This window comes from Pseudomonas sp. SP16.1, from assembly GCF_052682975.1.
In genome coordinates, this window is sequence record NZ_JBQYFZ010000001.1 from 261,188 (window position 1) to 287,269 (window position 26,082).

Annotated in this window: 22 protein-coding genes and 1 pseudogene; 16 read left to right on the forward strand and 7 right to left on the reverse strand. The window is 68.7% G+C overall.

Annotated features, from left to right (window positions below; translation table 11 throughout):
- Nucleotides 1–13 precede the first annotated feature (13 nt).
- The 11 genes from catC to pcaC all read left to right on the forward strand — a co-directional run bounded on the left by catC (nucleotide 14) and on the right by pcaC (nucleotide 10,642).
- Nucleotides 14–304: a muconolactone Delta-isomerase gene (catC, locus tag ACUTAF_RS01305; RefSeq protein WP_445578275.1), complete on the forward strand. Its 291-nt coding sequence runs from the start codon at nucleotides 14–16 to the stop codon at nucleotides 302–304.
- Nucleotides 305–336: 32 nt separating this feature from the next.
- Entirely contained in the window at nucleotides 337–1,278 is a 942-nt protein-coding gene (gene catA / locus ACUTAF_RS01310; protein WP_445578276.1) for a catechol 1,2-dioxygenase, read from the forward strand.
- Nucleotides 1,279–1,385: 107 nt separating this feature from the next.
- The gene (locus ACUTAF_RS01315; protein ID WP_445578277.1) at nucleotides 1,386–2,594 is read left to right on the forward strand and encodes a benzoate/H(+) symporter BenE family transporter; all 1,209 of its coding nucleotides are present in this window, start codon (nucleotides 1,386–1,388) and stop codon (nucleotides 2,592–2,594) included.
- 85 nt (nucleotides 2,595–2,679) lie between these two features.
- Nucleotides 2,680–3,960: an OprD family porin gene (locus ACUTAF_RS01320; protein WP_445578278.1), complete on the forward strand. Its 1,281-nt coding sequence runs from the start codon at nucleotides 2,680–2,682 to the stop codon at nucleotides 3,958–3,960.
- A 324-nt stretch (nucleotides 3,961–4,284) separates the two neighbouring features.
- Nucleotides 4,285–4,848 carry a methyl-accepting chemotaxis protein gene (locus tag ACUTAF_RS01325; RefSeq protein WP_445582378.1) on the forward strand — a complete coding sequence of 188 codons (564 nt, stop codon included), beginning with the start codon at nucleotides 4,285–4,287 and terminating at the stop codon, nucleotides 4,846–4,848.
- A 126-nt stretch (nucleotides 4,849–4,974) separates the two neighbouring features.
- A complete protein-coding gene (locus tag ACUTAF_RS01330) occupies nucleotides 4,975–5,823 on the forward strand; it encodes a CoA transferase subunit A (protein ID WP_445578279.1) in 849 nt (282 codons plus the stop codon).
- Nucleotides 5,823–6,605, forward strand: a complete 783-nt coding sequence (locus tag ACUTAF_RS01335; protein WP_445578280.1) for a CoA-transferase subunit beta — start codon at nucleotides 5,823–5,825, stop codon at nucleotides 6,603–6,605. Before ACUTAF_RS01330 ends, ACUTAF_RS01335 begins: the two co-directional genes overlap by 1 nt.
- Nucleotides 6,602–7,807 carry a 3-oxoadipyl-CoA thiolase gene (gene pcaF, locus ACUTAF_RS01340; protein WP_445578281.1) on the forward strand — a complete coding sequence of 402 codons (1,206 nt, stop codon included), beginning with the start codon at nucleotides 6,602–6,604 and terminating at the stop codon, nucleotides 7,805–7,807. The genes ACUTAF_RS01335 and pcaF overlap by 4 nt, the downstream gene beginning before the upstream one ends.
- Nucleotides 7,808–8,014: 207 nt before the next feature.
- Complete coding sequence (locus tag ACUTAF_RS01345; RefSeq protein WP_445578282.1) at nucleotides 8,015–9,367, forward strand: 3-carboxy-cis,cis-muconate cycloisomerase; 1,353 nt, start codon at nucleotides 8,015–8,017, stop codon at nucleotides 9,365–9,367.
- Nucleotides 9,368–9,376: 9 nt separating this feature from the next.
- A complete protein-coding gene (gene pcaD / locus ACUTAF_RS01350; RefSeq protein WP_445578283.1) occupies nucleotides 9,377–10,165 on the forward strand; it encodes a 3-oxoadipate enol-lactonase in 789 nt (262 codons plus the stop codon).
- Nucleotides 10,166–10,246: 81 nt separating this feature from the next.
- Nucleotides 10,247–10,642: a 4-carboxymuconolactone decarboxylase gene (gene pcaC, locus ACUTAF_RS01355; RefSeq protein ID WP_445578284.1), complete on the forward strand. Its 396-nt coding sequence runs from the start codon at nucleotides 10,247–10,249 to the stop codon at nucleotides 10,640–10,642.
- Nucleotides 10,643–10,748: 106 nt separating this feature from the next.
- On the opposite strand, the gene ACUTAF_RS01360 is transcribed toward pcaC, so the two are convergent.
- The 7 genes and pseudogenes from ACUTAF_RS01360 to ACUTAF_RS01390 all read right to left on the reverse strand — a co-directional run bounded on the left by ACUTAF_RS01360 (nucleotide 10,749) and on the right by ACUTAF_RS01390 (nucleotide 19,393).
- Nucleotides 10,749–12,470, reverse strand: a complete 1,722-nt coding sequence (locus ACUTAF_RS01360; RefSeq protein ID WP_445578285.1) for an FAD-dependent oxidoreductase — start codon at nucleotides 12,468–12,470, stop codon at nucleotides 10,749–10,751.
- Nucleotides 12,471–12,782: 312 nt separating this feature from the next.
- Nucleotides 12,783–13,646, reverse strand: coding sequence for a methyl-accepting chemotaxis protein (locus ACUTAF_RS01365; protein ID WP_445582379.1), 864 nt, complete (start codon nucleotides 13,644–13,646; stop codon nucleotides 12,783–12,785).
- Nucleotides 13,638–14,705 (reverse strand): annotated as a pseudogene (locus ACUTAF_RS01370) (HAMP domain-containing protein); the annotation flags it as partial. The gene ACUTAF_RS01365 and the pseudogene ACUTAF_RS01370, both read right to left, overlap by 9 nt.
- Before the next feature lie 232 nt (nucleotides 14,706–14,937).
- The gene (locus ACUTAF_RS01375) at nucleotides 14,938–16,197 is read right to left on the reverse strand and encodes an OprD family porin (RefSeq protein ID WP_445578286.1); all 1,260 of its coding nucleotides are present in this window, start codon (nucleotides 16,195–16,197) and stop codon (nucleotides 14,938–14,940) included.
- Nucleotides 16,198–16,323: 126 nt separating this feature from the next.
- Nucleotides 16,324–17,325 carry a tripartite tricarboxylate transporter substrate binding protein gene (locus ACUTAF_RS01380; RefSeq protein ID WP_445578287.1) on the reverse strand — a complete coding sequence of 334 codons (1,002 nt, stop codon included), beginning with the start codon at nucleotides 17,323–17,325 and terminating at the stop codon, nucleotides 16,324–16,326.
- A gap of 69 nt (nucleotides 17,326–17,394) precedes the next feature.
- A complete protein-coding gene (locus ACUTAF_RS01385) occupies nucleotides 17,395–18,909 on the reverse strand; it encodes a tripartite tricarboxylate transporter permease (RefSeq protein ID WP_445578288.1) in 1,515 nt (504 codons plus the stop codon).
- Nucleotides 18,910–18,922: 13 nt separating this feature from the next.
- On the reverse strand, nucleotides 18,923–19,393 hold the full coding sequence (locus ACUTAF_RS01390) for a tripartite tricarboxylate transporter TctB family protein (RefSeq protein ID WP_445578289.1): 471 nt from the start codon (nucleotides 19,391–19,393) through the stop codon (nucleotides 18,923–18,925).
- Nucleotides 19,394–19,924: 531 nt separating this feature from the next.
- Between ACUTAF_RS01390 and ACUTAF_RS01395 the strand changes: the two genes are divergently transcribed.
- From ACUTAF_RS01395 to quiC, 5 genes are all read left to right on the forward strand, one after another.
- Nucleotides 19,925–20,701 (forward strand): IclR family transcriptional regulator, encoded by a 777-nt coding sequence (locus ACUTAF_RS01395; protein ID WP_445578290.1) that lies wholly within the window; start codon nucleotides 19,925–19,927, stop codon nucleotides 20,699–20,701.
- Between the two features lie 235 nt (nucleotides 20,702–20,936).
- Nucleotides 20,937–21,986, forward strand: a complete 1,050-nt coding sequence (locus ACUTAF_RS01400) for a Gfo/Idh/MocA family protein (protein WP_445578291.1) — start codon at nucleotides 20,937–20,939, stop codon at nucleotides 21,984–21,986.
- Nucleotides 21,987–21,999: 13 nt separating this feature from the next.
- Nucleotides 22,000–22,815: a sugar phosphate isomerase/epimerase family protein gene (locus ACUTAF_RS01405; protein ID WP_445578292.1), complete on the forward strand. Its 816-nt coding sequence runs from the start codon at nucleotides 22,000–22,002 to the stop codon at nucleotides 22,813–22,815.
- Nucleotides 22,816–22,943: 128 nt separating this feature from the next.
- Nucleotides 22,944–23,819 carry a DMT family transporter gene (locus tag ACUTAF_RS01410; RefSeq protein WP_445578293.1) on the forward strand — a complete coding sequence of 292 codons (876 nt, stop codon included), beginning with the start codon at nucleotides 22,944–22,946 and terminating at the stop codon, nucleotides 23,817–23,819.
- 293 nt (nucleotides 23,820–24,112) lie between these two features.
- Nucleotides 24,113–26,020: a 3-dehydroshikimate dehydratase QuiC gene (gene quiC / locus ACUTAF_RS01415; protein ID WP_445578294.1), complete on the forward strand. Its 1,908-nt coding sequence runs from the start codon at nucleotides 24,113–24,115 to the stop codon at nucleotides 26,018–26,020.
- Nucleotides 26,021–26,082 lie beyond the last annotated feature (62 nt).

Consider the following 26,082-nt stretch of genomic DNA (forward strand, 5'->3'; position numbering starts at 1 on the left):
GGAGGAAATCCCCATGCTGTTCCACGTGAAGATGACCGTACGGCTGCCGGCCGACATGGACCCGGCCCGCGCCGCGCAGCTCAAGGCCGAGGAGAAGGAACTGGCCCAGCGCCTGCAGCGCGAGGGCACCTGGCGCCACCTGTGGCGCATCGCCGGGCACTACGCCAACTACAGCCTGTTCGATGTGCCCAGCGTCGAGGCGCTGCACGACACCCTGCTGCAACTGCCGCTGTTTCCCTACATGGAGATCGAGATCGACGGCCTGTGCCGCCATCCCTCGTCGATCCATGCCGATGACCGCTGATCCCATTCAGAACAACAACGAGGTACACCATCATGACCGTTAAAGTCGCCCACACCGCCGCCATACAAGACCTGTTCAAGGAGGCCGCCGGCCTCAACAACGACCAGGGCAGCCCGCGGGTCAAGCAGATCATGCTGCGCCTGATCAACGACGCGGCCAAGCTGATCGAAGACCTGGAAATCACCGACGACGAATTCTGGAAGACCGTCGATTACCTCAACCGCCTGGGCGGTCGCAACGAAGTCGGCCTGCTGGTGCCGGGCCTGGGCCTGGAGCACTTCCTCGACGTGCTGCAGGATGCCAAGGACGCCCAGGCCGGCCTGACCGGCGGCACCCCGCGCACCATCGAAGGCCCGCTCTATGTGGCCGGCGCCCCGCTGGTCGAAGGCGAGGCGCGGATGGACGATGGCAGCGAGCTGGACCAGGCCACCGTGATGTTCCTCGAAGGCGTGGTCACCGATACCCAGGGCCAGCCTGTGGCCGGTGCGGTGGTCGACCTCTGGCACGCCAACACCAAGGGCAACTACTCCTACTTCGACAAGAGCCAGAGCGCCTACAACCTGCGCCGACGCATCGTCACCGACGCCGAAGGCCGCTACCGCGCCCGCAGCATCGTGCCCTGCGGCTACGGCTGCGCCCCGGACGGCCCGACCCAGGAGTGCCTGAACCTGCTGGGCCGCCACGGCCAGCGCCCGGCGCATATCCACTTCTTCGTCTCTGCCCCGGGTCATCGCCACCTGACCACCCAGATCAACCTGGCCGGTGAGAAGTACCTTTGGGACGACTTCGCCTACGCCACCCGCGACGGCCTGGTCGGCGATATCCAGTTCGTCGAGGACGAAGCCGCCGCCCGTGACCGTGGCGTCGACGGCAAGCGTTTCGCCACCCTGACCTTCGACTTCCAGCTGCAGCGCGCGCCGAGCGCCAAGGCCGAGCAGCGCAGCGCGCGGCCGCGGGCGTTGCAGGGCGCATAAGCCACAAGGCGTATGCCAAAACTGCGGGGTGCGTACAACGCGCCCCGCAGCTTTGCCCAGAACAAGAGCGTTTCCCAAGAAACGCCAGCCTGACCTTGCGAGGGACCATGAAAGCCCTGCTTAACGATTTCAGCCTGACCGCCCTGCTGGCCGGGCTGCTGGCCACCACCATTTCCTATGCCGGGCCGCTGGTGCTGATTTTCCATGCCGCGGAAAGCGCCGGCTTGAGCCAGGCGCTGCTGTCGTCCTGGGTCTGGGCGATTTCCATCGGCAGCGGCGCGCTGGGCCTGCTGCTCAGCCTGCGCTACCGCACGCCGGTGGTGATCGCCTGGTCGATCCCCGGCAGCGCGCTGCTGGTCGGCGCCTTGCCCGAACTGGGCCTGAACCAGGCCATCGGCGCCTACCTGGTGGCCAACCTGATCCTGCTGCTGATCGCCCTCAGTGGCAGCTTCGACCGCCTGATCGCCCGGCTGCCCGGCTCGATTGCCGCCGGCTTGCAGGCCGGCATCCTGTTCGCCTTCGGCATCGAGGTGTTCAAGGCTCTGCCCGAGCAGCCGCTGCTGATCGCCAGCATGTTCGTCACCTACCTGCTGCTGCGCCGCGCGGCGCCGCGTTATGCGGTGGCCGGCGTACTGCTCGTGGGCGCGGCCCTGACCCTGCTCGGCGGCCAGCTGCGCAGCGAGGCGCTGGTGCTGGAGCTGGCCACGCCGCAGTGGATCGCCCCCGAATTCAGCCTGGCCGCCACCCTCAACCTGGCGCTGCCGCTGGTGCTGGTGGCGCTGACCGGGCAATTCATGCCGGGCATGGCGGTGCTGCGCAATGCCGGTTACCCAACTCCGGCCAGCCCGCTGATCGGCGCCAGCGCCATCGGCGGCGCGCTGCTGGCGCCGTTCGGCTGCCACGGTCTGAACCTGGCGGCGGTCACCGCCAGCCTGTGCACCGGCCGCGATGCCCATAAAGACCCTAACCGCCGTTATATCGCCGCCGTGGCCGGCAGCCTGGCCTACCTGCTGCTGGGTATCGGCGGCGCCACCCTGGTGTCGCTGTTCGCCGCCTTTCCCGCGGCGCTGATCGCTGCCCTGGCCGGGCTGGCGCTGTACGGCGCGTTCAGCGAGGCGCTGGCGCGCAGCCTGAGCGAGTCAGCGCAGCGCGATGCCGGACTGTTCACCTTCCTGGTGACGGCCTCCGGGGTGAGTTTCCTCGGCCTGTCGGCGGCCTTCTGGGGCCTGCTGTTCGGCCTCGCCGCGCACCTGTTGCTGCGCCTGCGCAAGCCGGCCGCCATTGCCAGTCCCGCCGGCGAGCCGGCCAGGGAATAACCCCCAATCCATTCCCCCGAACCGGCAGCCCCTGGGCTGCCGGGCGGGTTTCTGCAACCTCGATAACAACAAGAGCACGCTACCGATGAAACACAGCCCACGCCTTTGCCTGCTGTCCACCGCCATTGCCGCCTGCCTGCCGAGCCTGAGCCAGGCCGGCGAGGGCGGGTTTATCGAAGACACCAGCGCCAGCCTGACGGCCCGCAACTACTACTTCAGCCGCGACTTCTCCGACATAGTCGGGCCGAACCGGCAGTCCAAGGCCGAGGAGTGGGCGCAGGGCTTTATCTTCAACCTCAAGTCCGGCTACACCCCGGGGCCGGTCGGCTTCGGCGTGGATGCCATCGGCCTGCTCGGCATCAAGCTCGACAGCAGCCCGGATCGGGTCAATACCGGCCTGTTGCCGACCCGCGAGAGCGGCAAGGCCGCCGACGATTACAGCCGCCTGGGCCTGGCGGCGAAGCTGCGTGTATCCAAGACCGAGCTGAAGGTCGGCGAACTGCAGCCCAACCTGCCGGTGCTGACCCATTCGGACATCCGCCTGTTGCCGCCCAGCTACCAGGGCATCAACCTGGTTTCCAACGAACTGGCCGGGCTGATCCTGCAGGCCGGTCACCTCAATTCCACCAGCCTGCGCAACGAGGCCGGCGACGACCAGATGCTGGCCATGCTCGGCCACCTGCCGCAGCGCGCGGCCACCAGCGACGCCTTCAACTACGCCGGCGGCGACTACGCCTTCAACGCCGGGCGCACCTCGGTGGGCGCCTGGTACGGCCAGTTCGAGGACATCTACGACCAGCGCTTTGTCGGTCTCAAGCACAGCGAGCCGGTCGGCGCCTGGACCCTCGGCGCCAACCTCGGCTTCTACGACTCGTCCGACGACGGCAAGAGTCTGCTCGGTGCTATCGACAACCAGGCGCTGTTCGCCCTGCTGTCGGCCAAGCACGGCGGCCATACCTTGTATGTCGGCTATCAGGCGATGTTTGGCGACCAGGCCTTCCCGCGGGTGTTCGCCAACGTCAGCCCGCTGGGCAACGAGGTGCCCACATTCGAGTTCGCCTCCGCCGACGAGCGCTCCTGGCAGCTGCGCTACGACTACGACTTCGCCGCCATGGGCGTACCGGGCCTGGTGGCCGGGGTGCGCTACATCCGCGGCGACAACGTCGATGCCCAGGCCACCAACCGAGGCGGCCCGCGTTACGAGGGCAAGGACTTCGAGCGCGACCTGGATATCGGCTACACCCTGCAGAGCGGTGCGCTCAAGGGCCTCGGCGTGCGCGTGCGCAACGTCACCGCGCGCTCCAACTACCGCAGCGATATCGACGAGAACCGGCTGATCTTCAGCTACAGCTGGAACCTGCTGTAAACCCCCGGCCAGGCGCCCGCCCGGGCGCCTGGCACCTGCCGGAGCCCCCTTATGATCGCAACGCTACTCGCTCTGCTCGCCGCCGCTTGCGCCGCCGTGCTGCTGGCGCTGGCCGGCGAACCACTGGCCCAGGGGCTGGCGGCCCTGGCGCTGCTGGCCGGCCTGGGTGCCGCCTGGCCACGCCCGGCGCCACCTGCCGTGGTGCCGGAGCTCTTTATGCCGCCGCCGTTGCCTGCGGTGGCGCAGGAACCACGGCTCGATCTGGCGCCGCTGCTGGCGCGCCTGGCCGAACTGGAACAGGCCATCGCCGCCAGCCGCGACGACATGCAGTACGCCGACCAGCTGGCGCGCGGCGCCGGCGACAAGGTGCAGGGCAGTGCCGAGAGCATCCGCGCCGCCACCGCGACCATCGAGCGCCTGGCCGGACATATGGCGCCGGTGACCCGGGTGTTCGACGACCTCGGCGAGCAGACCGAACGCATCGGCAGCATAGTCGGCAGCATCCAGGACATCGCCAAGCAGACCAACCTGCTGGCGCTCAATGCCGCCATCGAGGCGGCGCGCGCCGGCGAGCAGGGCCGTGGTTTCGCCGTGGTGGCCGACGAGGTACGCCACCTGGCGCAGCGCGCCAACGCCGCCAGCGAACAGATCCGCCAGATAGTCGGCAGCTTGCAGCAGGCTGCCGAAGGCGCGCGCAGCGGCCTGCGCCAGGTCGAGGAGGACAGCCGCGCGGGCCTGGGGCAGTCGGCCGACGCCCTGCAGGCCATGGCCGAGATGCGCGAGGGCGCCAGCGCCCGGCTGGCCATAGTGCAGCGCATCGTCGAGCGCCTGGCCGCGCAGCAGGCGCTGGCCCTGGGCATGCGCGCGCAGCTGGAGAGCGACCCCTGATCAGGAATGGTTCGATAATCGCACGGTAAGGCGATTATCGGATTGTTCCGCCGCATCGCCCGCCCTAATCTGAACTCACCGCCACCCCTGCCCGGTGGCACCTGCAACCCGAGCGAGAACACCACGATGGCCGACATCATCACCCTGGGCGAAGCCATTTCGCGCCACGTCAACGACGGCGACTGCGTCGCCCTCGAAGGCTTCACCCACCTGATTCCCACTGCCGCCTCCCACGAGATCATCCGCCAGGGCAAGAAAGACCTGCACCTGGTGCGCATGACCCCGGACCTGGTCTACGACCTGCTGATCGGCGCCGGTTGCGCGCGCAAGCTGACCTTCTCCTGGGGCGGCAACCCCGGCGTCGGCTCGCTGCACCGCCTGCGCGACGCGGTCGAGAAGAAGTGGCCGAACGCCCTGGAAATCGACGAGCACAGCCACGCCGACCTGGCCAATTCCTATGTTGCCGGCGCCTCGGGCCTGCCGTTCGCCCTGCTGCGCGCCTATGCCGGCTCCGACCTGCCGAAGGTCAACCCGAACATCAAGTTCATCGACTGCCCCTTCACCGGCGAGAAGCTGGCCGCCACCCCGGCGGTGCGCCCGGACGTCACCGTGATCCACGCGCAGAAGGCCGACCGCAAGGGCAACGTGCTGCTGTGGGGCATCCTCGGCGTGCAGAAGGAAGCGGCCCTGGCGGCCAAGCGCTGCATCGTCACGGTCGAGGAGATAGTTGAAGATTTGGGCGCGCCGATAAATGCCTGCGTGCTGCCGAGCTGGGCGCTGACCGCCGTCTGCCACGTGCCCGGCGGCGCCCACCCGTCCTACGCCCACGGCTACTACGAGCGCGACAACCGCTTCTACCAGGCCTGGGACCCGATTGCCCGCGACCGCGAATCCTTTACCGCCTGGATCGATACCTATATCCGCGGCACCGCCGATTTCGCCGAGTTCCAAGCCAAGATTGCGGAGGCCAAGTGATGAGCGCCTATACCACTAATGAAATGATGACCGTGGCCGCCGCCCGCCGTCTGAAGAACGGCGCCGTGTGCTTCGTCGGCATCGGCCTGCCGTCCAAGGCCGCCAACCTGGCGCGCCTGACCTCCTCGCCGGACGTCGTGCTGATCTACGAATCCGGCCCGATTGGCGCCAAGCCCAGCGTGCTGCCGCTGTCCATCGGTGACGGCGAGCTGGCCGAAACCGCCGACACCGTGGTGCCCACCGGCGAGATCTTCCGCTACTGGCTGCAGGGCGGGCGCATCGACGTCGGTTTCCTCGGCGCGGCCCAGGTCGACAAGTTCGGCAATATCAACACCACGGTGATCGGCGACTACCACAATCCCAAGGTGCGCCTGCCCGGCGCCGGCGGCGCGCCGGAGATCGCCGGCAGCGCCAAGGAAGTGCTGATCATCCTCAAGCAGTCGCACCGCACCTTCGTCGACAAGCTGGCCTTTATCACCTCGGTCGGTTTCGGTGAGGGCGGCGACCACCGTCAGCAGCTCGGCCTGCCCGGCAAGGGCCCGGTCGGCATCATCACCGACCTGTGCATCATGGAGCCGGAGCAGGGGACTCATGAGTTTGTGGTGACCTCGCTGCACCCGGGCGTGACCCGCGAGCAGGTGATCGAGAACACCGGCTGGGCCATCCGCTTTGCCGACAATCTGGCCGTGACCGAGGCGCCGAACGAGGTCGAACTGAGCGCGCTGCGCGCCCTGGAAGCGCGCACCGCGGCCGCCCACGGCCAGGCCGGGGGTGAGGAATGAGCCGCGACGTCTTTATCTGCGACGCCATCCGCACGCCCATCGGCCGCTTCGGCGGCGGCCTGGCGCCGGTGCGTGCCGACGATCTGGCGGCCATTCCGCTGAAGGCGCTGATCGAGCGCAACCCGCAGCTGGATCTGGCCGCCATCGACGAAGTATTCATGGGCTGCGCCAACCAGGCCGGCGAGGACAACCGCAACGTCGCGCGCATGGCCCTGCTGCTGGCCGGCATCCCCGAGAGCGTGCCGGGCGTGACCCTCAACCGCCTCTGCGCCTCGGGCCTGGATGCGGTGGGCAGCGCCTTTCGCGCCATCGCCTCTGGCGAGATGGAACTGGCCATCGCCGGCGGCGTGGAATCCATGTCGCGCGCACCCTATGTGATGGGCAAGGCGGCCACGGCCTTCGGTCGTGAGCAGAAGATCGAGGACACCACCATCGGCTGGCGCTTCGTCAACCCGCTGATGAAGGCGCAGTACGGCGTCGACGCCATGCCGCAGACCGCCGACAACGTCGCCGACGACTACCAGGTGTCGCGCGCCGACCAGGACCTGTTCGCCCTGCGCAGCCAGCAACGCGCCGCGCGTGCCCAGGCCGAAGGCTTCTTCGCCGAGGAAATCGTCCCGGTGGTGATCAAGGGCAAGAAGGGCGAGACGGTGGTCGACACCGACGAGCACCCGCGCGCCGACACCACCCTCGAAGCGCTGACCAAGCTCAAGCCGGTCAACGGCGAGGGCAAGACCGTCACCGCCGGCAACGCCTCGGGCGTCAACGACGGTGCTGTGGCGTTGATCCTGGCGTCTGCCGAAGCGGTGAAGAAACATGGCCTGACCCCGCGTGCCAAGGTGCTCGGCATGGCCAGCGCTGGCGTCGCCCCGAGCGTCATGGGCATCGGCCCGGTGCCGGCGGTGCGCAAGCTGCTGGAGCGGCTGAACCTGGGCATCGACCAGTTCGACGTGATCGAGCTCAACGAAGCCTTCGCCGCCCAGGGCCTGGCGGTGATGCGCGAGCTGGGCCTGGCCGACGATAGCGCCAAGGTCAACCCCAACGGCGGCGCCATCGCCCTCGGCCACCCGCTGGGCGCCAGCGGCGCGCGCCTGGTGCAGACCGCGCTGCACCAGCTGGAGAAATCCGGCGGCAAGCTGGGCCTGGCGACCATGTGCGTGGGCGTCGGCCAGGGCCTGGCGCTGGCGATCGAGCGGGTGTGAATGACATCTGTAGGGTGGGCTTTAGCCCACCGACGTAGCCATGGTGGGCTAAAGCCCACCCTACGCTCTACGTACCATGTGCCGGTGCGCAAGGCCTAGGCGGCCCCGCGACACCCAAAGGCGTGGCGTACGCTGTAGGGGGCGCTGTGCGTACTACGGCAGGTTGATGCCACACTAGCCGTACATTTTCCTGGGAGCGCTCTGCTCGTGAGCAACCAACTCTTCGATGCCTATTTCACCGCGCCGGCCATGCGCGCGATCTTCTGCGATGCCGGCCGGGTGCAGGGCATGCTCGATTTCGAGGCCGCGCTGGCGCGGGCCGAGGCGCGCGTGGGGCTGATCCCGCCTGAGGCGGTGGCGCCCATCGCCGCCGCCTGCCGGGCCGAACTCTACGATTTCGCCGCCCTGGCCCAGGCCATCGCCAGCGCCGGCAATTCCGCCATCCCGCTGGTCAAGGCCCTGGGCAAACGCATTGCGGCGACAAGCCCAGAGGCCGAGCGCTACGTGCACCTCGGCGCCACCAGCCAGGACGCCATGGACAGCGGCCTGGTATTGCAGCTGCGCGCCGCCATCGAGCTGATCGAAGGCGACCTCGCCACCCTGGCCGATGCCCTGGCCGCGCAGGCCGAACGGCATGCCGACACGCCGCTGGCCGGGCGCACCTGGCTGCAGCAGGCCACCCCGGTGACCCTGGGCATGAAGCTGGCCGGCGTGCTGGGCGCCATTACCCGCCATCGTCAACGCCTGAACGAACTCAAGCCGCGCCTGCTGTGCCTGCAGTTCGGCGGCGCCTCCGGCAGCCTGGCGGCGCTCGGCGAGCAGGCCTGGCCGGTGGCCGAGGCGCTGGCCGCCGAGCTGCAACTGCGCCTGCCCGAGCAACCCTGGCACACCCAGCGCGACCGCCTGGTGGAGTTCGCCAGCCTGCTCGGGCTGATCGCCGGCAGCCTGGGCAAGCTCGGCCGCGACCTCAGCCTGCTGATGCAGACCGAGGCCGGCGAAGTCTTCGAGCCGTCGGCGCCGGGCAAGGGCGGCTCGTCCACCATGCCGCACAAGCGCAACCCGGTCGGCGCCGCCGTGCTGATCGGCGCCGCTACTCGCGCGCCGGGCCTGGTGGCGACCATGTTCGCCGCCATGCCGCAGGAGCACGAGCGCAGCCTGGGCCTGTGGCACGCCGAGTGGGAAACCCTGCCGGAGCTGTGCTGCCTGGTCTCCGGTGCGCTGCAGCAGGCGCTGCTGGCGGTGCCGGGGCTGGAGGTGGACGCCGCGCGCATGCGCACCAACCTCGAACTGACCCAGGGCCTGGTGCTGGCCGAGGCGGTGAGCATCGCCCTGGCCCAGCGCATCGGCCGCGACGCCGCCCACCATCTGGTCGAGCAGTGCTGCCGCCAGGCGGTGCAGCAGGGCGTGCACCTGCGCGCGGTGCTCGGTGCCAATGCCGAGGTCGGCGCCGAGCTGTCCGCCGCCGAACTCGAGCGCCTGCTCGATCCGGCCCATTACCTGGGACAGGCCCGCCGCTGGGTGCAGCGGGCCGTCGCCGAACACCAGCAATTTTCGCGTTAGGAGTTATCCATGCCTGCCGTACGTCTCGCCGATGGCGACCTCAACTACCTGCTCGAAGGCCCGGCCGGTGCGCCGGTGCTGGTGCTGTCCAACTCCCTGGGTACCGACCTGCATATGTGGGACGTGCAGCTGCCGGCGTTGACCCGTCATTTCCGGGTGCTGCGCTGCGACACCCGCGGCCATGGCCAGTCGCTGGTGACTGAGGGGCCCTACAGCATCGAGCAACTGGGCCGCGACGTGCTGGCCCTGCTCGACGCCCTGGATATCGCCAAGGCGCATTTCTGCGGGCTGTCCATGGGCGGGCTGATCGGCCAGTGGCTGGCGCTCAACGCGCCCGAGCGCATCGCACGCCTGGTGCTGTGCAACACCGCCGCCAAGATCGGCGCGCCGGAGGTGTGGAACCCGCGTATCGACACCGTGCTGGCCGGCGGCGCGCAGGCCATGCGCGATCTGCGCGACGCCTCGATCTCACGCTGGTTCACCGCCGGTTTCGCCGCCGCGCAGCCGCAGCAGGTCGAGCCCATAGTCGGCATGTTGGCGCAGACTTCGCCCGAAGGTTACGCCGCCAACTGTGCAGCGGTGCGCGATGCCGATTTTCGCGAGCAGCTCGGTGCGATCCGTGCGCCGACCCTGATCCTCTGCGGCAGCCTCGATCCGGTGACCACCGTCGAGCACGGCCGCTTGATGCAGCAGCGGATCGCGGGGGCGAAGCTGGTGGAGTTCCACGCCGCGCACCTGTCCAACGTCGAGGCCGGCGTGGCCTTTACCCAGGCGCTGCTGGATTTCCTCAAGGCTTGAGACCGTTATGGTGCGCACGGCGCACCCTACGGCCCGTATCTGTGGGGTGCACCGCGCGCACCATCTCTTTCGGAGTTTGAAATGGACGAAAAACAACGCTACGAAGCTGGCATGCAGGTGCGCCGCGCGGTGCTGGGCGACGCCCATGTCGACCGCAGCCTGGACAAGCTCACGCCGTTCAACCAAGAGTTCCAGGAGATGATCACCCGCCACGCCTGGGGCGATATCTGGACCCGCCCCGGCCTGCCGCGGCACACCCGCAGCCTGATCACCATCGCCATGCTGATCGGCATGAACCGCGAGGGCGAGTTGCGCCTGCATCTGCGCGCGGCGAAGAACAACGGCGTGACCCGCGACGAGATCAAGGAAGTGCTGATGCACAGCGCGATCTACTGCGGCATCCCGGCGGCCAACGCCACCTTCCACCTGGCCGAGGAAGTCTGGGACGAGCTGGGCGTCGAATCCCTGCAGGACTGACCCGCGTTTCCCCTCGACCGCCGCCGGTCCACGCGCCGCGCGGCGGTTTTTTATTGCGTGCTCCGCTGCGCCCTGCAAGCCAACCTACCTCTGGCCCCCGTGGCACTCAGTCCAGCGTCGTTTCGTACTCTTCGACACCCGCCGCATGCCGCGCGGCGATATAGCCGAAGGTCATGGCGGGGCCGAGGTTGATGCCGCCGGACGGGTAGTGGCCGCCCATCACGCTGGCCATGTCGCTGCCGGCGGCGTACAGCCCGGGGATGGGCTGGCCCTGCGCGTCCAGCACCTGGGCCTGGCCGTTGGTCTTCAGGCCGGCGAAGGTGGCAAAGCTGCCCGGCTCGACCTTCACCGCATAGAAGGGCCCGCGTTCGATGGGCGCCACGCAGGGGTTCGGCCCCTCGTGGCTGGCGTCGCCGCTGCGGCGGTTGAAGGGCGTACTGCCGCGACCGAAGGCCGGGTCTTCGCCACGCTGGGCATGGCGGTTGTACTCGGCCAGGGTCTGCGCCAGGCCCTGCGGGTCGATGCCGCAGGCGCGGGCCAGTGCTTCTATGGTGTTGCCGCGCTTGAGATAGCCGCTGCGCAGCACCGACCACAGCGGCACCGGCGCCGGGCGGGCGATGCCCAGGCCGTAGCGGCGGATGAAACGGTGGTCGCAGATCAGCCAGGAACAGACCTCCTCGCCCTGCGGGACCGCCTCGAGCATGGCGGCGACATAGTCGTAGTAGCCCTCGGCCTCGTTGACGAAGCGCCGGCCGCTGCGCAGCACGGCGATCACTCCTGGCTTGCCGCGGTCGATGATATGCGGGAAATGGCCGATGCGGCCGCCGGCGTAGGGCACCCGCGACACCGGCGCCCAGGCCACCGGCGACTTGAGCGCGGTGTTGAGCGCGGCGCCCGCCGCCTCGCCCAGGCGCAGGCCGTCGCCGTTGCAGGCGCGCGGCGGCAGGGCCAGGTGCTCGTGGCCGGTGGGCGTGCGCGGGAACAGCTGGCGGCGGTGCTCGATATCGTGGGCGAAACCGCCGGCGGCCAGCAGCACGCCGCGGCGCGCGCGAATCAATTGCTCGGCCCCGTCGCGTTGCACCACGGCGCCGCAGACCCGGCCGTTGCCCTGCAGCAGGCCGGTGGCCGGCGCCGACTCGAGCAGCTGCACGCCGAGGTCCTCGGCCGACTTGGCCAGTCGCGCCACCAGCGCCACGCCGTTGACCAGATGCATGGCGCGGCCATGCCGGGCCAGGTGCCAGAGGTGGGCGCTGAAGCGCTTGGCCACGTGCAGCGCGGCCCTGGCCGAGCGGGTCATGCTGAGAAAGGCGGCCAGATCGGCGCCGGCCATGATCGGCATGCCGAGGAAGGAGGTCTCGGGCATGGTCTTGCGTAGGCGCGGCAGCAGGGCACCGACCTCGCGGGCGTCATAGGGCGCGGCGATCACCTGATGGCCGCCGGTGGCGGCGCCCGGCGCCTCGCCGCGCATGTCGGGGATGGCGTTGCCGTCGGCGAACTGCAGGCGGCTGTGCTGCTCGAAGAAGCCGACCATCTGCGGGCAGGCTTGGAGAAAGGCGTCCACCAGCTCGGCATTGAAATGCTCGCCGAGGCAGTGGCGCAGGTAGCGGCGCGGCTGCTCGATTTCCTCGACTATACCGGCGCGGCGCGCCAGCGGATTGCGCGGCACCCACATCCAGCCGCCGGACCAGGCCGTGGCGCCGCCGAACACCGCATCCTTCTCCACCAGGATGACCTTTTGCCCATGCCAGGCGGCGGTCACCGCCGCGGCCAGGCCGGCGGCGCCGGAGCCGACGATCAGCAGGTCGCAGTCGAGTTCGGCGTGGGCCATGGCGGGTGTCTCCTGGTGAAATGAATTTATTGGAACTTGGTTCCGGATTCTATGCCGGCCCTGAGTGGGCGCCAAGGGCAGATGGATCGGCTGCCCGATTGTGCGGCCGAAACTGTGCGTTTAGCGGACAGTCTGGGGTGCCTTAGAAGGGGCTGCAGGGCGATGGGCGCGCGGTATTGGCCCCCTCTCCCTCGGGGGAGAGGGGACTGATTGTGTGGGGGCGGAACTGCGCTGGCTGGCGTTGGAATGTAGCCTGGATGAAATCCGGGGGGCGGTACAAGGGTTTCCCCGGATTGCATCCGGGCTACGGGCTCAGCTGCGAAAGCGGCCGATACGGCTCTGCAGTTCACCGCCCAGGCGCGCCAGTTCGGCGCTGGATTGCGCGGTCTGTTCGGTGGCCGCGGCGCTTTGCTGGCTGATGCCACGCACGTTGTCGACGCTGCGGTTGATCTGCAGCGCCACCGCGCTCTGCTGTTCGGCGGCGCTGGCGATCTGCTGGTTCATCTGCTCGATCAGGGACACCGCCTGGCCGATCTGCGCCAGCGCCTGGCCGGCGCTCTGGATGCCGGCGACCGCGCCCTGGCTCAGCTGCTGGCTGCCGTGCATCTGCTCGACGGCCTGCAGCACGCGGCTCTGCAGGCGTTCGATCAGGCTTTCGATCTCCTGGGTCGACTCGTGGGTGCGCCGCGCCAAAGCGCGCACTTCGTCGGCGACCACGGCGAAGCCGCGGCCCTGTTCGCCGGCGCGGGCGGCCTCGATGGCGGCGTTGAGGGCCAGCAGGTTGGTCTGCTCGGCCACTGCCTTGATCACGTCCAGCACGCTGCCGATACGCTGGCTCTCGTCCTGCACCTGACCGACGCTCTGGCCGCTGCGCGCCACCTCGGCGGCCAGGCGCTCGATCTGTTCCACCAGCTGCTGCACCAGGCGGTCGCCGGCGCGGGTCTGCGCCTCGGCCTGTTGCGCCGCCTGCGAGGCCTGCGCGGCGTCGCCGGCCACCGCCTGCACGCTGGCGGCCATCTGCTGCATGGCGCTGGCGGTCTGCGCGGTTTCCAGGCTCTGCTCATGCACCCCGGCGCGGGTCTGCTCGCTGACCGCCGAGAGTTGTTCGGCCGCCGCGGCGATCTGCTCGGCGCTGCCGCCGATCTGCCCGATCAGTTCGCGCAGGTTGCCGCGCATACCGTGCAGGGCCTGCAGCAGCTGGCCGACCTCGTCGCGGCGGGCGCCCGGGGCGGCACCCGACAGGTCGCCGGCGGCCACCCGTTGGGCCAGCTGCAGGCAGTCCTGCAGCGGCCGCACGATCAGCCGGCGAATCAGCCAGGCGGCGCCGAGGCCGAGCAGCAGGGCGGCGCCGGTAAGCAGCGCCAGGCCCAGCAGGGCCTGCTGGTTGTCGGCGGCGATGCGCTGGCGCTGGGCCTGCTGCAGGTGCTCGCCATGCTCCAGCATCTGCTGCGCCAGCTCGGCCAGCCGGGCGAGACTGCGCTGTTCAGCGGCCAGGCTGTGGCGGTAGTGGGCGAAGGATTCGCGGTAGCTGTCCAGGGCCTTGAGCGCCTCGTCCAGCGCGGCCTGTTGCAGCGCCGCCAGCTGCGGGCGCAGTTGCTGGGCGCCGGCCTGCATGGCATCCAGCTGCTGCTGCCACAGCCGCGCCTGGACCTCGCCGGCGGAGGCGACGAAGGCGCTCTCGGCCAGGCGCAGCTGCGCCAGTTGCTGCAGCAGGACGCTGGCCCGTTCGGCGCGGCCTACCGAGTCGTCGGAACTGAGCGCGGCATCGAACAGCTGGTCGCGGATCAGGTTGTACTGGTCCAGGGCGATCAGCTCGAACTGGCTGCGCGCTTCGTCGGCGCGGATGGCCATGCCGGTCTGCGCCGCGCGTGACTCGTCCTCGCTCTGGCGCAGGGCGGCGAAACCCTGCAGGTAGGCGCTGCTGCTCGCCTGCAGCTCGGTCAGTTGCGTGGCGTCGCTCGGCAGCGCGTTGAGCGCTTCGACCAGGCGCGCGTGTTGTTCGGCCAAGGGTGCCGGCTGGCCGAGCAGGTGGTCTTTTTCCACCAGGCGCAGCTGGAGAATTTCGCGTTGCAGCGCTGCCAGTTGCTGCAGGTGCTCGGCGTGTTGGTCGATGCCGCTGGCGGTGCGCCAGCCGCCCAGGGCCACGGCCAGGGTCAGCAGCAATACCAGGGAGAAGCCCAGCAGGAGTTTGTGACCGACCCGCAAGTCGGCGCAGCTTTCGATCAGCCGGCGCATGGTGGTTGTCCTCGCTGAAAAAGGCTATGTCGCCGTTAGTTGTTGCGCTCCTGTAGGCGCGGATCTATCCGCGAATTTCGCGGCTGAAGCGGTACGCCGCCCGACCGTTCCTGCAAAAGCTGGGGCGGAGCATCAACACGTAACGGGGAAATAGCCGAAAAAAAAGCCCGTCGCGGGGACGGGCCGAGGGTGCCGTAACACATTGGAGTCAATCGTGAAGCGGATACAGCGGTTACAGAATCGACAGCGGGTAGTTGATGATCAGGCGGTTCTCGTGGATGTCCTGGCCGACGTCGCGACGCACGTCGGAGTTGCGCCAGCGCACGCTGAGGTTCTTCAGGCTGCCTTCCTGGATGGTGTAGGCCAGCTCGGACTCGCGACCCCATTCCTCGGCATCGGTGCGACCGCCGGTGTGGATGTTGGAGCCACTGACGTAGCGGTTCATCAGGGTCAGGCCGGGGATGCCGAGGCCGGCGAAGTTGTAGTCGTGGCGTAGCTGCCAGGAGCGCTCGTTGGGGGCGTCGTAGCTGTTGGTGAAGCCGTCGTTGACCAGGGTGCCGCCGCTGGCGCCGTCGATGCGCATGAACTTGCTGTCGCCGTCCAGGTGCTGGTAGGCGAGCATGAAGCTGTTGTTGCCGGTCTTGGCGGTGAACGCGCCCTGGTAGACCTTGTTGTCCAGGTCGCCGGCCTTGGCCGCGCCTTCGTCCTTGCCGTCGACGTAACCCAGGTTGGCGCCCAGCACCCAGTCGCCCACCGGCTGGCTGTGGGTCAGCTGCACGTAGCTCTGCTGGTAGACGTCTTCCAGGCGCGCGTGCCAGACGCCGAGCATGCTGTTGTTGCCGTTGAAGCGGTATTCGCCGCCGGCGAAGTTGAAGTCGTCGCCCTCGACGCCGCCGAAGGTCATCTCTTCGCGGCTGGCGTCGTGGCGCTGGCTGTTCTTCCAGAACTGGCCGCCGTACAGGGTCAGGCCGTCGATCTCGTTGGAGGTCAGCTGGGCGCCTTGGAAGGTCTGCGGCAGCGAACGGCCGTCGTCGGCACGCAGGACCGGCAGCACGGCGACCCATTCGCCGACCTTCAGCTCGGTCTTCGACAGCTTGGCCTTGGCGGCCACCGCGGCTCGGCCGAAGTCGTCTGCGGCCTGGCCGTCGTCGTGGATCGGCATCAGCTGGGTGTTGGCGGCGCCGCGGTTGCCGTCCAGCTTGAGGCTATACAGGCCGAGCACGTCGAGGCCGAAGCCGACGGTGCCTTCGGTGAAACCGGAGCGGGCGTCGAGGATGAAGCTCTGGGTCCAGCCTTCGGCCTGGCCCTGGCGTTCACCGTTGACCATGGGGTCGGTGCCGTTGAGGTAGTTGCGGTTGAAGTAGTAGTTGCGCAGGCCGAGGGTGACCTTGGCGTCCTCGACGAAGCCGGCGGCCTGGACGCCGGCCGGCAGGGTGGCGATCACGGCCAGGGCCAGGGCGCTGGGGAGCAGGCGGGTGACGGAGTTTTTCATTGTTATCGTTCCTCGTGATGACAGATTTTCAGGACGCACGATCCCCTCCGCCGCAGCGGATGCGAAAAACAGCAGGGGAGGGGAATGACCGCCGGCGCTCACCGGCGGGTTGCTTTCAGCGTCGGCTCAGGGCTTGGCGATACCGACCGAGTCCGGGGCGACCTCGATGGCCTTGGCCTTGTACATCGACCAGGTGGTGACCGACTGCCAGCGCTTGAGGAAGTCCTCGGCCTCGGCGCCGTTGAGGTTCAGGCTCTGCGCGCCGAAGTTCTTCAAAAAGCCCTGGAACTCCTCGTTGGCCACGGCCTTGGCGTAGGCGTCCACCAGCTTCTGCTTGACGTCGTCCGGGGTATCCTTGTGTACGAAGGCGCCCCAGAACGGGCCCCACGGCAGGTACTCGGCGATCGCCGGCAGGGCCTTGGTGATCGGCTCCACGCCCGGCAGTTCCGGGGTTTCCTCGGTGGCGAACACGGCCAGCGCCTTGAGCTTGCCGCTGCGCACCAGTTCGCGGGCGGCGGCCAGGCTCAGCGGCATGAAGTCGATGTGCTTGCCCATCAGCGCGGTGATGCCGGGGCCGTCGCCGCCGAAGGTCACTTCGCGCACTTTGAGTTCGTCCACCGCGTTGATCATCGCGCTGACCGTGCTCGGCAGGCCGCCGGCGCCGGTGGAGCCCATGCGCAGGGTGTCCGGGTTGGCCTTGGCCGCGGCCAGCAGCTCGGCCATGGAGTTGAACGGCGCATCGGCGTTGGCGGCGATCACCACCACGTTCTGGCCGATGATGTTGACCGGGTAGAAGTCGGCGTAGTCGAAGTCGGCCAGTTTCAGCACCTTGTACAGCTGCGGATTTTCCGCGCCGAGCAGGATGGTGTAGCCGTTCGGACGCTGTTGCTTGACGAAGGTGCTGCCGATCACCGCGGTGCCGCCCGGGCGGTTGTTGAGAATCAGCTTGCCGCCGAGTTCTTTCTCCACGTAGGGGGTCAGGCTGCGCATGACGTTGTCGGTGGCGCCGCCGGCACCCCAGGGGATCACCGCCTGGATGCTGCGCTCGGGGTACTCGGCGTGGGCCGGCAGGGCCAGGGTCAGGGCGCTGAGGCCGAGGGCGGCGCCGGTCAGTAGGGCTTTGAACATGTGGAGACTCTCCATCGGATTGTTGTTGTAAGCCCCTGTAGGCCGGGGCACGCCTTGCGGGTGATGCGTTCAGCTACGGGCCAGTGCGGCCTTGCATTTGCACTTGAGTTTCTTCAACAGCGAGGTGTTGCCCAGCAGGATCAGCACCACGGCGCTGGTGAGGATCAGCGACAGCGGGCTGGTGACCAGACCCTGCAGCAGCTCCACCGGGTTGTCGCCGGCCGAGGACATGGCCTGGCGATAGGAGGTGTCCATCAGCGGGCCGAGGATGGCGCCGAGGATGATCGGGCCCATCTGGAAGCCGAAGATCTTCAGCAGGTAGCCGAGCAGGCCGAAGCCGAGCATCCAGTACACCTCGGTCATGCTGCTGTTGATCGAGTAGGTGCCGACCACGCAGAGCACCAGGATCAGCGGGATCAGCACCGCCTTGGGCATCTCGACGAACTTGGCGAACAGCTTGATGCCCATCAGGCCGAAGATCAGCAGGAAGACGTTGGCCAGCAGCAGGTTGCCGACGGTGAAGTAGAAGATGTGCGGGTTCTCCACCATCAGCATCGGGCCGGGGTTGAGGCCGTGCACCACCAGCGCGCCGATGATCACCGCGGTCACCGCATCGCCCGGCATGCCGAGGGTCAGCATCGGCACGTAGGCGCCGCCGACCGCCGCGCTGTTGGCGGTTTCCGGGGCCACCAGGCCTTCGTAGGCGCCCTTGCCGAAGGGCTTGCTGGGGTTCTTCACGGTGCGCTTGGCATGGTCGTAGGCCATCAGCGCGGCGATGTCGCCGCCGACGCCCGGCAGCACGCCGACCACCACGCCGATGATCGAGGTGCGGATCGACAGCGGCAGGAACTTAAGCACCATGGCGAAGGACGGCAGGATCTTGTCGACCTTCTGCCGCACCACCGGGCTGTCGAGGTTGTGCAACTGGTAGAAGGCCTCGGCCACGCCGAACAGGCCGATCATCAGCACCACGTAGTGGATGCCGCCCAGCAGTTCGACCTGACCCAGGGTGAAGCGCCCCTCGGCGGTCACCGGGTCCATGCCGACCAGGCCGATCACCGCGCCCAGGGCGGCGGCGAAGATGCCCTTGGCCAGCGAGCCCTCGGCCAGGCTGCCGACCAGCAGCAGGCCGATGGCGGCGACCAGGAAGTAGTCGCGCGGGGCGAAACGCAGGGCCAGGTCGCCGATCAGCGGCGCCGCGCTGGCCAGCATGATGGTACCGACGATACCGCCGACCACCGACATCACCGTACTCAGGCCGATGGCGCGACCGGCCTCGCCCTGCTGCGCCAGCGGGTAGCCGTCGAAGGCGGTGGCCACCGACGACGGCGCGCCGGGGATGTTCAGCAGGATGGCGCTGCGCGAGCCGCCGTAGACGCCGCCGATAAAGATGCCGACGATCAGGGCGAGGGCGTCGTTGACCTCCCAGGAGAAGGTGAAGGACACCAGGATCGACACCGCCATGGTCACCGACAGGCCCGGGATGGCGCCGATATAGATGCCGGCGAAGGTTCCCAGGGCGGTCAGCAGCAGCAGCTGCGGGTCGCTCCAGGCCATCAGCAGATAGGAAAAGGTCTCGCTCATCTCGGGTGCCTCGTTATGGCAGGTAGACGCTGAACGCCAGGGTGAACAGCAGGTAGATCAACAGCAGCAGCAGGGCGGCGATCAATACTGCGCCGACCACTCGGCCGCGGCGCAGATAGACGATCGACAGCACCAGGAACAGGAAGGTGCTGAGGTAGAAGCTGATCCACTGGATGGCGGCCAGGTAGGCCACCGCCAGCACGGCGAAGATCAATGTGCGGCGGGGAAAATGCGCGCGGCGAAACTGGCCGAAGGCATCCAGCCAGCCGCTGCAGTCGGGCTTGGCCTTGGCCAGCGCCTCGGCGCCGATCTTCAGCGCCGCCAGCAGCATCACCAGGCCGACGCCGAGGGGGAAGGCGCCTGGCGAGTTGACCGAGCTGAAGCCGGCGATCTGGTAGGCCAGGTAGAGGATGACCAGGCTCAGGGCCAGCAGCAGCACGCAGAAGCTGCGTTCGCCGACCAGCATTTTTTCTGTCTTGTTCATGCGCTTGCTCCGACAGGCTGGGGGACCGCGACGCGGTCCGGGTACGGATGGTCGTCAGGCCGCTCGGGCCAGTCGCGCTCGCTCTACGGTGCGCGGCGACAGATGGCGGCCAACGCAAGCGGGAACGGCAAGGGCGGCGGGCGACGGGGACGACCGACCGTCGAGCACAAGGCTCGGCGCAGGGAGGGCAACGACCGGCGCGGTTGCGGGTGTTGCCGGGGCATGCGGGTGCATGGGCTGTGACATGGCAATCGACCTTTTTATATTTATTGGCTACTGAGTTTTCGAAGTCGGATGGCAGCAGGCAGAAAACGACTTCGCTTCAGGGCGTGTCGGAATAGTGGGCCGACCCCCTGGCCATTTCAATTCGCTAAACCGGGTTTTGTTCGATAACCGAACAAGAACGAACCGGTTAGTACATTCGTCGTGGCGCCCGCAGTATCGCGCGTCTGCCGATTCTCATCCAGCCTGGGGCTCGCCTCCGGCGGCCGCTGTCTCCTAGAATCGCGGCAAATTCAGCAGGGATCTCCCATGGCCGGCAGTCAGATCGAACGCGCGCTCAGCCTCCTCGAAAGCCTCACCCGCGACGCCCGCGGCCTGCCGATGCAGAGCCTGGCCGACGAGCTGGACATCCCCAAGAGCGCCACCCACCGCATGCTCGCCGAGCTGGTGCGCCTGGGCTACGTGCGCCAGGACGCGCAGACCAGCCGCTACCGACTGTCGACCAAGTTGGTGGCGCTGGGCTTTCGCTACCTGGCCAGCAGCGGCGCCGACGTGGTGCAGCCGATCCTCGACCGCCTGGCCGAGGACAGTGGCGAACTGGTGCGCCTGGGGGTGATCGACGGCGAGCGGCAGACCTGGATCGCTAAGAGCCAGGGCGCCCGCTCCGGCCTGCGCTACGACCCGGACATGGGCCGCGACGCGCCGCTGTTCTACACCGCCTCAGGGCACGCCTGGCTGGCCAGTATGAGCGACAGCGAGGCGCTGGCGCTGGTGGCGCGCCAGGGTATCGCCGACCCGGCCGAGTTCGGCCCCAATGCGCCGCGCAGCGAAGGGGAGCTGCTCGAACGGCTGTCCCTGGCCCGCGAGCTGGGTTACGCCTGGGTGGTGGAGAGCGCCTCGCTGGGCACCTCGGCGCTGGCCGCGGTGGTGCGCCATCCGCTGGACGGCCGGGTGATCGGCGTGCTCAGCATCGCCGGGCCCAGCGCGCGCCTGCCGCTGGCGCGCATCCACCAGCTGGCGCCCGAGCTGCTGGCCGCCGCGGCGGAGCTGTCCGCCGCCAGCCCGGCTTCCGAATTGTTCGTCTGAGCGGGTAGCTCGGTATCGCTGGTGCGCACGGCGCACCCTACGCGGTGTCCGGCTGTAGGGTGCGCCGTGCGCACCAATTGCCAACCCGTATCCTCGCTTACTGCCTCGCTAACTTCGGAGCGACGGCAATCCATTGGCGCGATTTTCGTCTTGCGTAATTTTTGGAACTGAGTTCTAAATTAAAAAAGAGGTCAGCTCGGCCTCCCGCTTCGACGACGAAAAGAGGATCGCCCGCGTGACTTCACCCCTGCGTATCGCCCTGATCGGCGCCGGCGTCATGGGCCGCCAGCATCTGCAGCACCTGCGCCAGCTGCCTGAGGCGCAGCTGTGCGCCATCGCCGACCCCGGCCCGCAGGCTGGCGATTTCGCCGCGCAGTGCGGCGTGGCGCATTTCGCCGAGTACCGGCGGATGCTGGCCGAAGTGCGTCCCGAGGCGGTGATAGTCGCCAACCCCAATGCCCTGCACGTCGCCACCGCGCTGGATTGCCTCGCCGCCGGGGTGCCGGTGCTGCTGGAGAAACCGGTGGGCGTGCACCTGGACGAGGTGCGCGAGCTGGTCGCCGCCAGCCGCGCCAGCGGCGTGCCGATACTGGTCGGCCATCACCGCCGGCACAACCCGCTGATCGCCCGCGCCCGCGAGCTGATCGAGGCGGGCGCGCTCGGCCGCCTGACTACCGTCACCGCGCTGTGGCAGCTGCGCAAGCCCGACAGCTACTACGACATTCCCTGGCGCCGCGAGGCCGGCGCGGGGATGCTGCTGACCAACCTGATCCACGACCTCGACCTGCTGCGCCACCTGTGCGGCGAAGTGCGCCAGGTGCAGGCCTTCACCAGCAACGGCGTGCGTGGCTTCGCCAACGAGGACAGCGCCGCCATCCTGCTGCAGTTCGCCGGCGGCGCCCTGGGCAGCCTGACCGGCTCCGACGCGGTGGCCGCGCCCTGGAGCTGGGAGCTGGATTCCGGCGAGAACCCGGACTACCCGCGCCAGGCCGAGCAGCCCTGTTACCTGCTGGCCGGCACCGCGGGCGCTCTGAGCATCCCCCAGCTCAAGCGCTGGCATTACGCCGAGGCCGGCGCCGGCTGGCACGAGCCGCTGCTGCAGGTGCAGGAGCCGTGCGCCGCCGGCGAGGCGCTGCGCCGCCAGCTGCAGCACTTCGTCGAGGTCGCCCGCGGCCAGGCCGCGCCGCTGGTCAGCGCCGAGGACGCCGGGCGCACCCTGGCACTGGTCGAAGCCATCCGCCAGGCAGCCGAGAGCGGCCGCGCCTGCGCCCCACAGATCATCTGAGCGAGACACCAGCATGAGCGAACGCATTCTGTCCCTGGCCGCCCTCACCGTGCTCGAGCTGTCGCCGCCGCAGATGGTCGAGGTGGCCGCCCGCGCCGGCTACAGCCACGTCGGCCTGCGCCTGGTGCCGGCCACGCCGGAGGAGCAGCACTTCCCGCTGGTGGCCGACGCCAGGCTGCGCGCGCAGACCCGCCAGCGCCTGCGCGACACCGGCATCCGCGTGCTCGACGTGGAAATCCTGCGGCTGAAGCCCGAGACTCGCGTCGCCGAGTTCGAGGCCATCCTCGCCGTCGGCGCCGAGCTGGGCGCCAGCGAGCTGCTGGTGGCCGGCAACGATGCGGACGAGGCGCGCCTGACCGCCAACTTCGCCGCCCTGTGTGACCTGGCCGCGCCCTATGGCCTGCATCCGCACCTGGAATTCATGCCCTGGACCGATGCGCGCGACCTGAGCCAGGCCGTGCGCATCGTCGCCGCGGCGGATCGCGCCAACGGTTGCGTGCTGGTCGATGCCTTCCACTTCGACCGCAGCGCCTCGCGCCTGGAGGATCTCGCCACGCTGCCGGCCGCGCGCCTGCGCTACGCCCAGCTGTGCGACGTGGCCGGGCCGCGGCCGGCCGACATGGCCGAGATACTGCGTCAGGCGCGCAACGAACGGCGCTTTCCCGGCGACGGCGACTGCGACCTGCTCGGCCTGCTGCGCGCCCTGCCGGCGAACATCCCGCTGAGCCTGGAGATTCCCACGCGGCAGCTGCTGGAGCGGGGCGTCGGTGCCTACGAGCGGGCGCAGCTGGCGCTGGCCAGGACTCACGCGCTGCTCGCCGGGTTGTAGCCGGTGGCGACCGGCTGTCGTGCCGAGACCTTTGCCTGCCGCGTTCGGCATAGGCGGCGAGGGGGCTCGATCTGTATAGTTAGTTGTCTTGCTATCTTTTTGCGGCACGACCGCCCCGCGGGTACTCCATGAGTTCCACCCCGTTGTCCGGCGCCAATCATCCATTCAGGGGGATCGGCCTGATGGTGCTGGCGACCTTCCTGTTTGCCAGCCACGACGCCATGGCCAAGCACCTGGCCGGTTTCTACCCGATCGTCCTGATCGTCTGGGTGCGTTATCTGGTGCACACCCTGCTGATGGCCGGCATCTTCCTGCCGCAGTCCGGCCTGCGCGTACTGCGCAGCAAACGTCCCGGCTTGCAGGTGCTCAGGGCGTTGTGTCTGCTGGCGGTCAGCCTGCTGTTCACCGCGGGGCTGATGTTCATTCCGCTGGCCGAGGCCACCGCGGTGATCTTTCTCGCGCCGCTGCTGGTCACCGCGCTGTCGGTGCCGCTGCTCGGCGAGCGGGTCAGCCGCGGACAGTGGGCGGCGGTGAGCGCCGGTTTCATCGGCGTGCTGGTCATCGTCCATCCCGGCGGCAGCCTGTTCACCCCGGCGGTGCTGCTGCCGCTCGCCGCGGCGCTGTGCTTCAGCTTCTACCAGCTGCTGACCCGGCGCCTGAGCGAGGTGGACAGCGCCACCACCAGCAACTTCTTCGCCGGAGTGGTCAATACCCTGGCGATGAGCCTGCTGGTGCCCTTCGTCTGGCAGCTGCCTAGCCTGGCGCATGGCCTGATGATGCTGGCCCTGGGCGGCTGCGGCATGCTCGCCCATCTGCTGCTGACCCATGCCTTCCGCCATGCCGCGCCGGCGCTGCTGGCGCCGTTCGGCTACGTGCAGATCGTCTTCGCCGGCCTGCTGGGGTGGTTGGCGTTCCGCCACACGCCGGATGCCACGGCGCTGGTCGGCATCCTGATCATCTGCCTGAGCGGGCTGGCGGCGGTCTGGCAGAACCGCCGCGGCTAAGCGCCGACAGCGCTGGAATGCGGGAGCGGCTACAGCCGCGACGGGCCTCGAAAGCGCGCAGCGCTTCGCGGCTGAAGCGCAATGCCGCCGGCCTCCCACGGGCGCCATGCCGCAACGGGTGATTGCGGTCTACCACCTGGGCGTGTGGCTTCATGGGATCTGTTCGATTATCGAACGGAAAACTAACCGGTTCGTCCATTTTGCGTTGCCGGCTTGCGGATCGCTGCCAATAATCCAGGCTACGAACAATTCATGAGCGCCGCCCACGGCGCCGTTTCTTGCCGGAGTCGAACATGCAGCGTTCCATTGCCACCGTATCGTTGAGCGGTACCCTGCCGGAAAAACTCGAAGCCATCGCCGCCGCCGGGTTCGACGGCGTGGAGATCTTCGAGAACGACCTGCTCTACTACGACGGCAGTCCCGGCGAAATCCGCAAGCGCTGCGCCGACCTCGGCCTGGCCATCACACTGTTCCAGCCGTTTCGCGACTTCGAGGGCTGCCGCCGCGACCGCCTGGCGCGCAACCTCGACCGCGCCGAGCGCAAGTTCGACCTGATGCAGGAACTCGGCACCGACCTGGTGCTGGTGTGCAGCAACGTCGCCGCCGACTCCCTGGGCGACGAGGACATCCTCGTCGACGACCTGCGCCTGCTGGCCGAACGCGCCGGCGCCCGTGGCCTGCGCATCGGCTACGAGGCCCTGGCCTGGGGCCGCCACGTCAACACCTGGCAGCAGGTATGGAAGCTGGTGCGCCAGGCCGATCATCCGGCGCTGGGGGTGATCCTCGACAGCTTCCACACCCTGTCGCTCAAGGGCGACCCGGCGGCCATCGCCGAGATTCCCGGCGACAAGATCTTCTTCGTGCAGATGGCCGACGCGCCGATCCTGGCCATGGACGTGCTGGAGTGGAGCCGGCATTTCCGCTGCTTCCCGGGGCAGGGCGAGTTCGACCTGGCCGGTTTCCTCGCGCCGATCCTGCGCAGCGGCTACCGCGGGCCGCTGTCGCTGGAGATCTTCAACGACGGCTTCCGCGCCGCGCCGCCGCGGCAGAACGCCGCCGACGGCCTGCGTTCGCTGCTGTACCTGGAAGAGAAGACCGCCAAGCGCCTGGAAAAGGAGGGCGTGGCGATCGAGCCGGGCGTGCTGTTCACCCCGCCGGCGGCCAGCCGCTACGACGGCCTGGAGTTCCTCGAATTCGCCGTCGACGAGGCGGTCGGCGCGCGCCTGGCTGGCTGGCTGGAGCGCCTGGGCTTCGCCCGCGCCGGCCAGCACCGCTCCAAGGACGTCAGCCTGCTGCGCCAGGGCGACATCAATATAGTGCTCAACGCCGAGCCCTATTCCTTCGCCCACAACTTCTTCGAGGCCCACGGCCCTTCGCTGTGCGCCACCGCGCTGAGGGTCAAGAACGGTGCGAGCGCACTGCAGCGCGCCTGCGACTACCGCGGCCAGCCCTATCGCGGCCTGGTCGGTCCCAACGAGCGGGAAATCCCCGCGGTGCGCGCCCCGGACGGCAGCCTGATCTACCTGGTGGAGCAGGCAGGCGAGGGGCAGACCATCTACGACACCGACTTCAAGCTCGATCCGAACGCCGAGGCCGCCGGCGGCCTGCAACGCATCGACCACATGGCCCTGGCCCTGCCGGCCGAGTCGCTGGATAGCTGGGTGCTGTTCTACAAGAGCCTGCTGGACTTCGAGGCCGACGACGAGGTAGTGCTGCCCGACCCCTACGGCCTGGTCAAGAGCCGCGCGCTGCGCAGTCGCTGCAGCTCGGTGCGCCTGCCGCTGAACATCTCGGAAAACCGCAACACCGCCATCGCCCATGCGCTGTCGAGCTACCGCGGCTCCGGCGTGCACCATATCGCCTTCTCTTGCGACGACATCTTCGCCGAGGTGGCGCGGGCCAAGGAGGCCGGCGTGCCGCTGCTGGAAATCCCGCTGAACTACTACGACGACCTGGCCGCGCGCTTCGACTTCGACGACGAGTTCTTGAGCGAGCTGGCCTACTACAACGTGCTCTACGACCGCGACGCCCAGGGCGGCGAGCTGTTCCACGTCTATACCGAGCCGTTCGAGGAGCGCTTTTTCTTCGAGATCATTCAGCGCAAGAACGGCTACGTCGGCTACGGCGCGGCCAACGTCGCGGTGCGCCTGGCGGCCATGGCCAAGGCGCGCAGCGGCGCGGCCAGGCGTCCGCGGCTGTGAGCGCCGGGGCGCCGGCTTCCCAGCGCCCCCGCCGCCACGGATAATCCGCCCATTCCAATAAG

Excerpts from the sequence above, each read along its gene's own strand:
- ACUTAF_RS01360 (WP_445578285.1), bottom strand. The coding sequence starts at position 12,470 with ATGGCCCACGCCGAACTCGACTGCGACCTGCTGATCGTCGGCTCCGGC.
- pcaC (WP_445578284.1), top strand. The coding sequence starts at position 10,247 with ATGGACGAAAAACAACGCTACGAAGCTGGCATGCAGGTGCGCCGCGCG.
- catA (WP_445578276.1), top strand. The coding sequence starts at position 337 with ATGACCGTTAAAGTCGCCCACACCGCCGCCATACAAGACCTGTTCAAG.
- pcaF (WP_445578281.1), top strand. The coding sequence starts at position 6,602 with ATGAGCCGCGACGTCTTTATCTGCGACGCCATCCGCACGCCCATCGGC.
- ACUTAF_RS01320 (WP_445578278.1), top strand. The coding sequence starts at position 2,680 with ATGAAACACAGCCCACGCCTTTGCCTGCTGTCCACCGCCATTGCCGCC.
- ACUTAF_RS01375 (WP_445578286.1), bottom strand. The coding sequence starts at position 16,197 with ATGAAAAACTCCGTCACCCGCCTGCTCCCCAGCGCCCTGGCCCTGGCC.
- ACUTAF_RS01325 (WP_445582378.1), top strand. The coding sequence starts at position 4,285 with ATGCAGTACGCCGACCAGCTGGCGCGCGGCGCCGGCGACAAGGTGCAG.
- catC (WP_445578275.1), top strand. The coding sequence starts at position 14 with ATGCTGTTCCACGTGAAGATGACCGTACGGCTGCCGGCCGACATGGAC.
- ACUTAF_RS01395 (WP_445578290.1), top strand. The coding sequence starts at position 19,925 with ATGGCCGGCAGTCAGATCGAACGCGCGCTCAGCCTCCTCGAAAGCCTC.
- ACUTAF_RS01385 (WP_445578288.1), bottom strand. The coding sequence starts at position 18,909 with ATGAGCGAGACCTTTTCCTATCTGCTGATGGCCTGGAGCGACCCGCAG.
- quiC (WP_445578294.1), top strand. The coding sequence starts at position 24,113 with ATGCAGCGTTCCATTGCCACCGTATCGTTGAGCGGTACCCTGCCGGAA.
- pcaD (WP_445578283.1), top strand. The coding sequence starts at position 9,377 with ATGCCTGCCGTACGTCTCGCCGATGGCGACCTCAACTACCTGCTCGAA.
- ACUTAF_RS01335 (WP_445578280.1), top strand. The coding sequence starts at position 5,823 with ATGAGCGCCTATACCACTAATGAAATGATGACCGTGGCCGCCGCCCGC.
- ACUTAF_RS01405 (WP_445578292.1), top strand. The coding sequence starts at position 22,000 with ATGAGCGAACGCATTCTGTCCCTGGCCGCCCTCACCGTGCTCGAGCTG.
- ACUTAF_RS01315 (WP_445578277.1), top strand. The coding sequence starts at position 1,386 with ATGAAAGCCCTGCTTAACGATTTCAGCCTGACCGCCCTGCTGGCCGGG.
- ACUTAF_RS01330 (WP_445578279.1), top strand. The coding sequence starts at position 4,975 with ATGGCCGACATCATCACCCTGGGCGAAGCCATTTCGCGCCACGTCAAC.
- ACUTAF_RS01390 (WP_445578289.1), bottom strand. The coding sequence starts at position 19,393 with ATGAACAAGACAGAAAAAATGCTGGTCGGCGAACGCAGCTTCTGCGTG.
- ACUTAF_RS01410 (WP_445578293.1), top strand. The coding sequence starts at position 22,944 with ATGAGTTCCACCCCGTTGTCCGGCGCCAATCATCCATTCAGGGGGATC.
- ACUTAF_RS01365 (WP_445582379.1), bottom strand. The coding sequence starts at position 13,646 with ATGCGCGGCAACCTGCGCGAACTGATCGGGCAGATCGGCGGCAGCGCC.
- ACUTAF_RS01380 (WP_445578287.1), bottom strand. The coding sequence starts at position 17,325 with ATGTTCAAAGCCCTACTGACCGGCGCCGCCCTCGGCCTCAGCGCCCTG.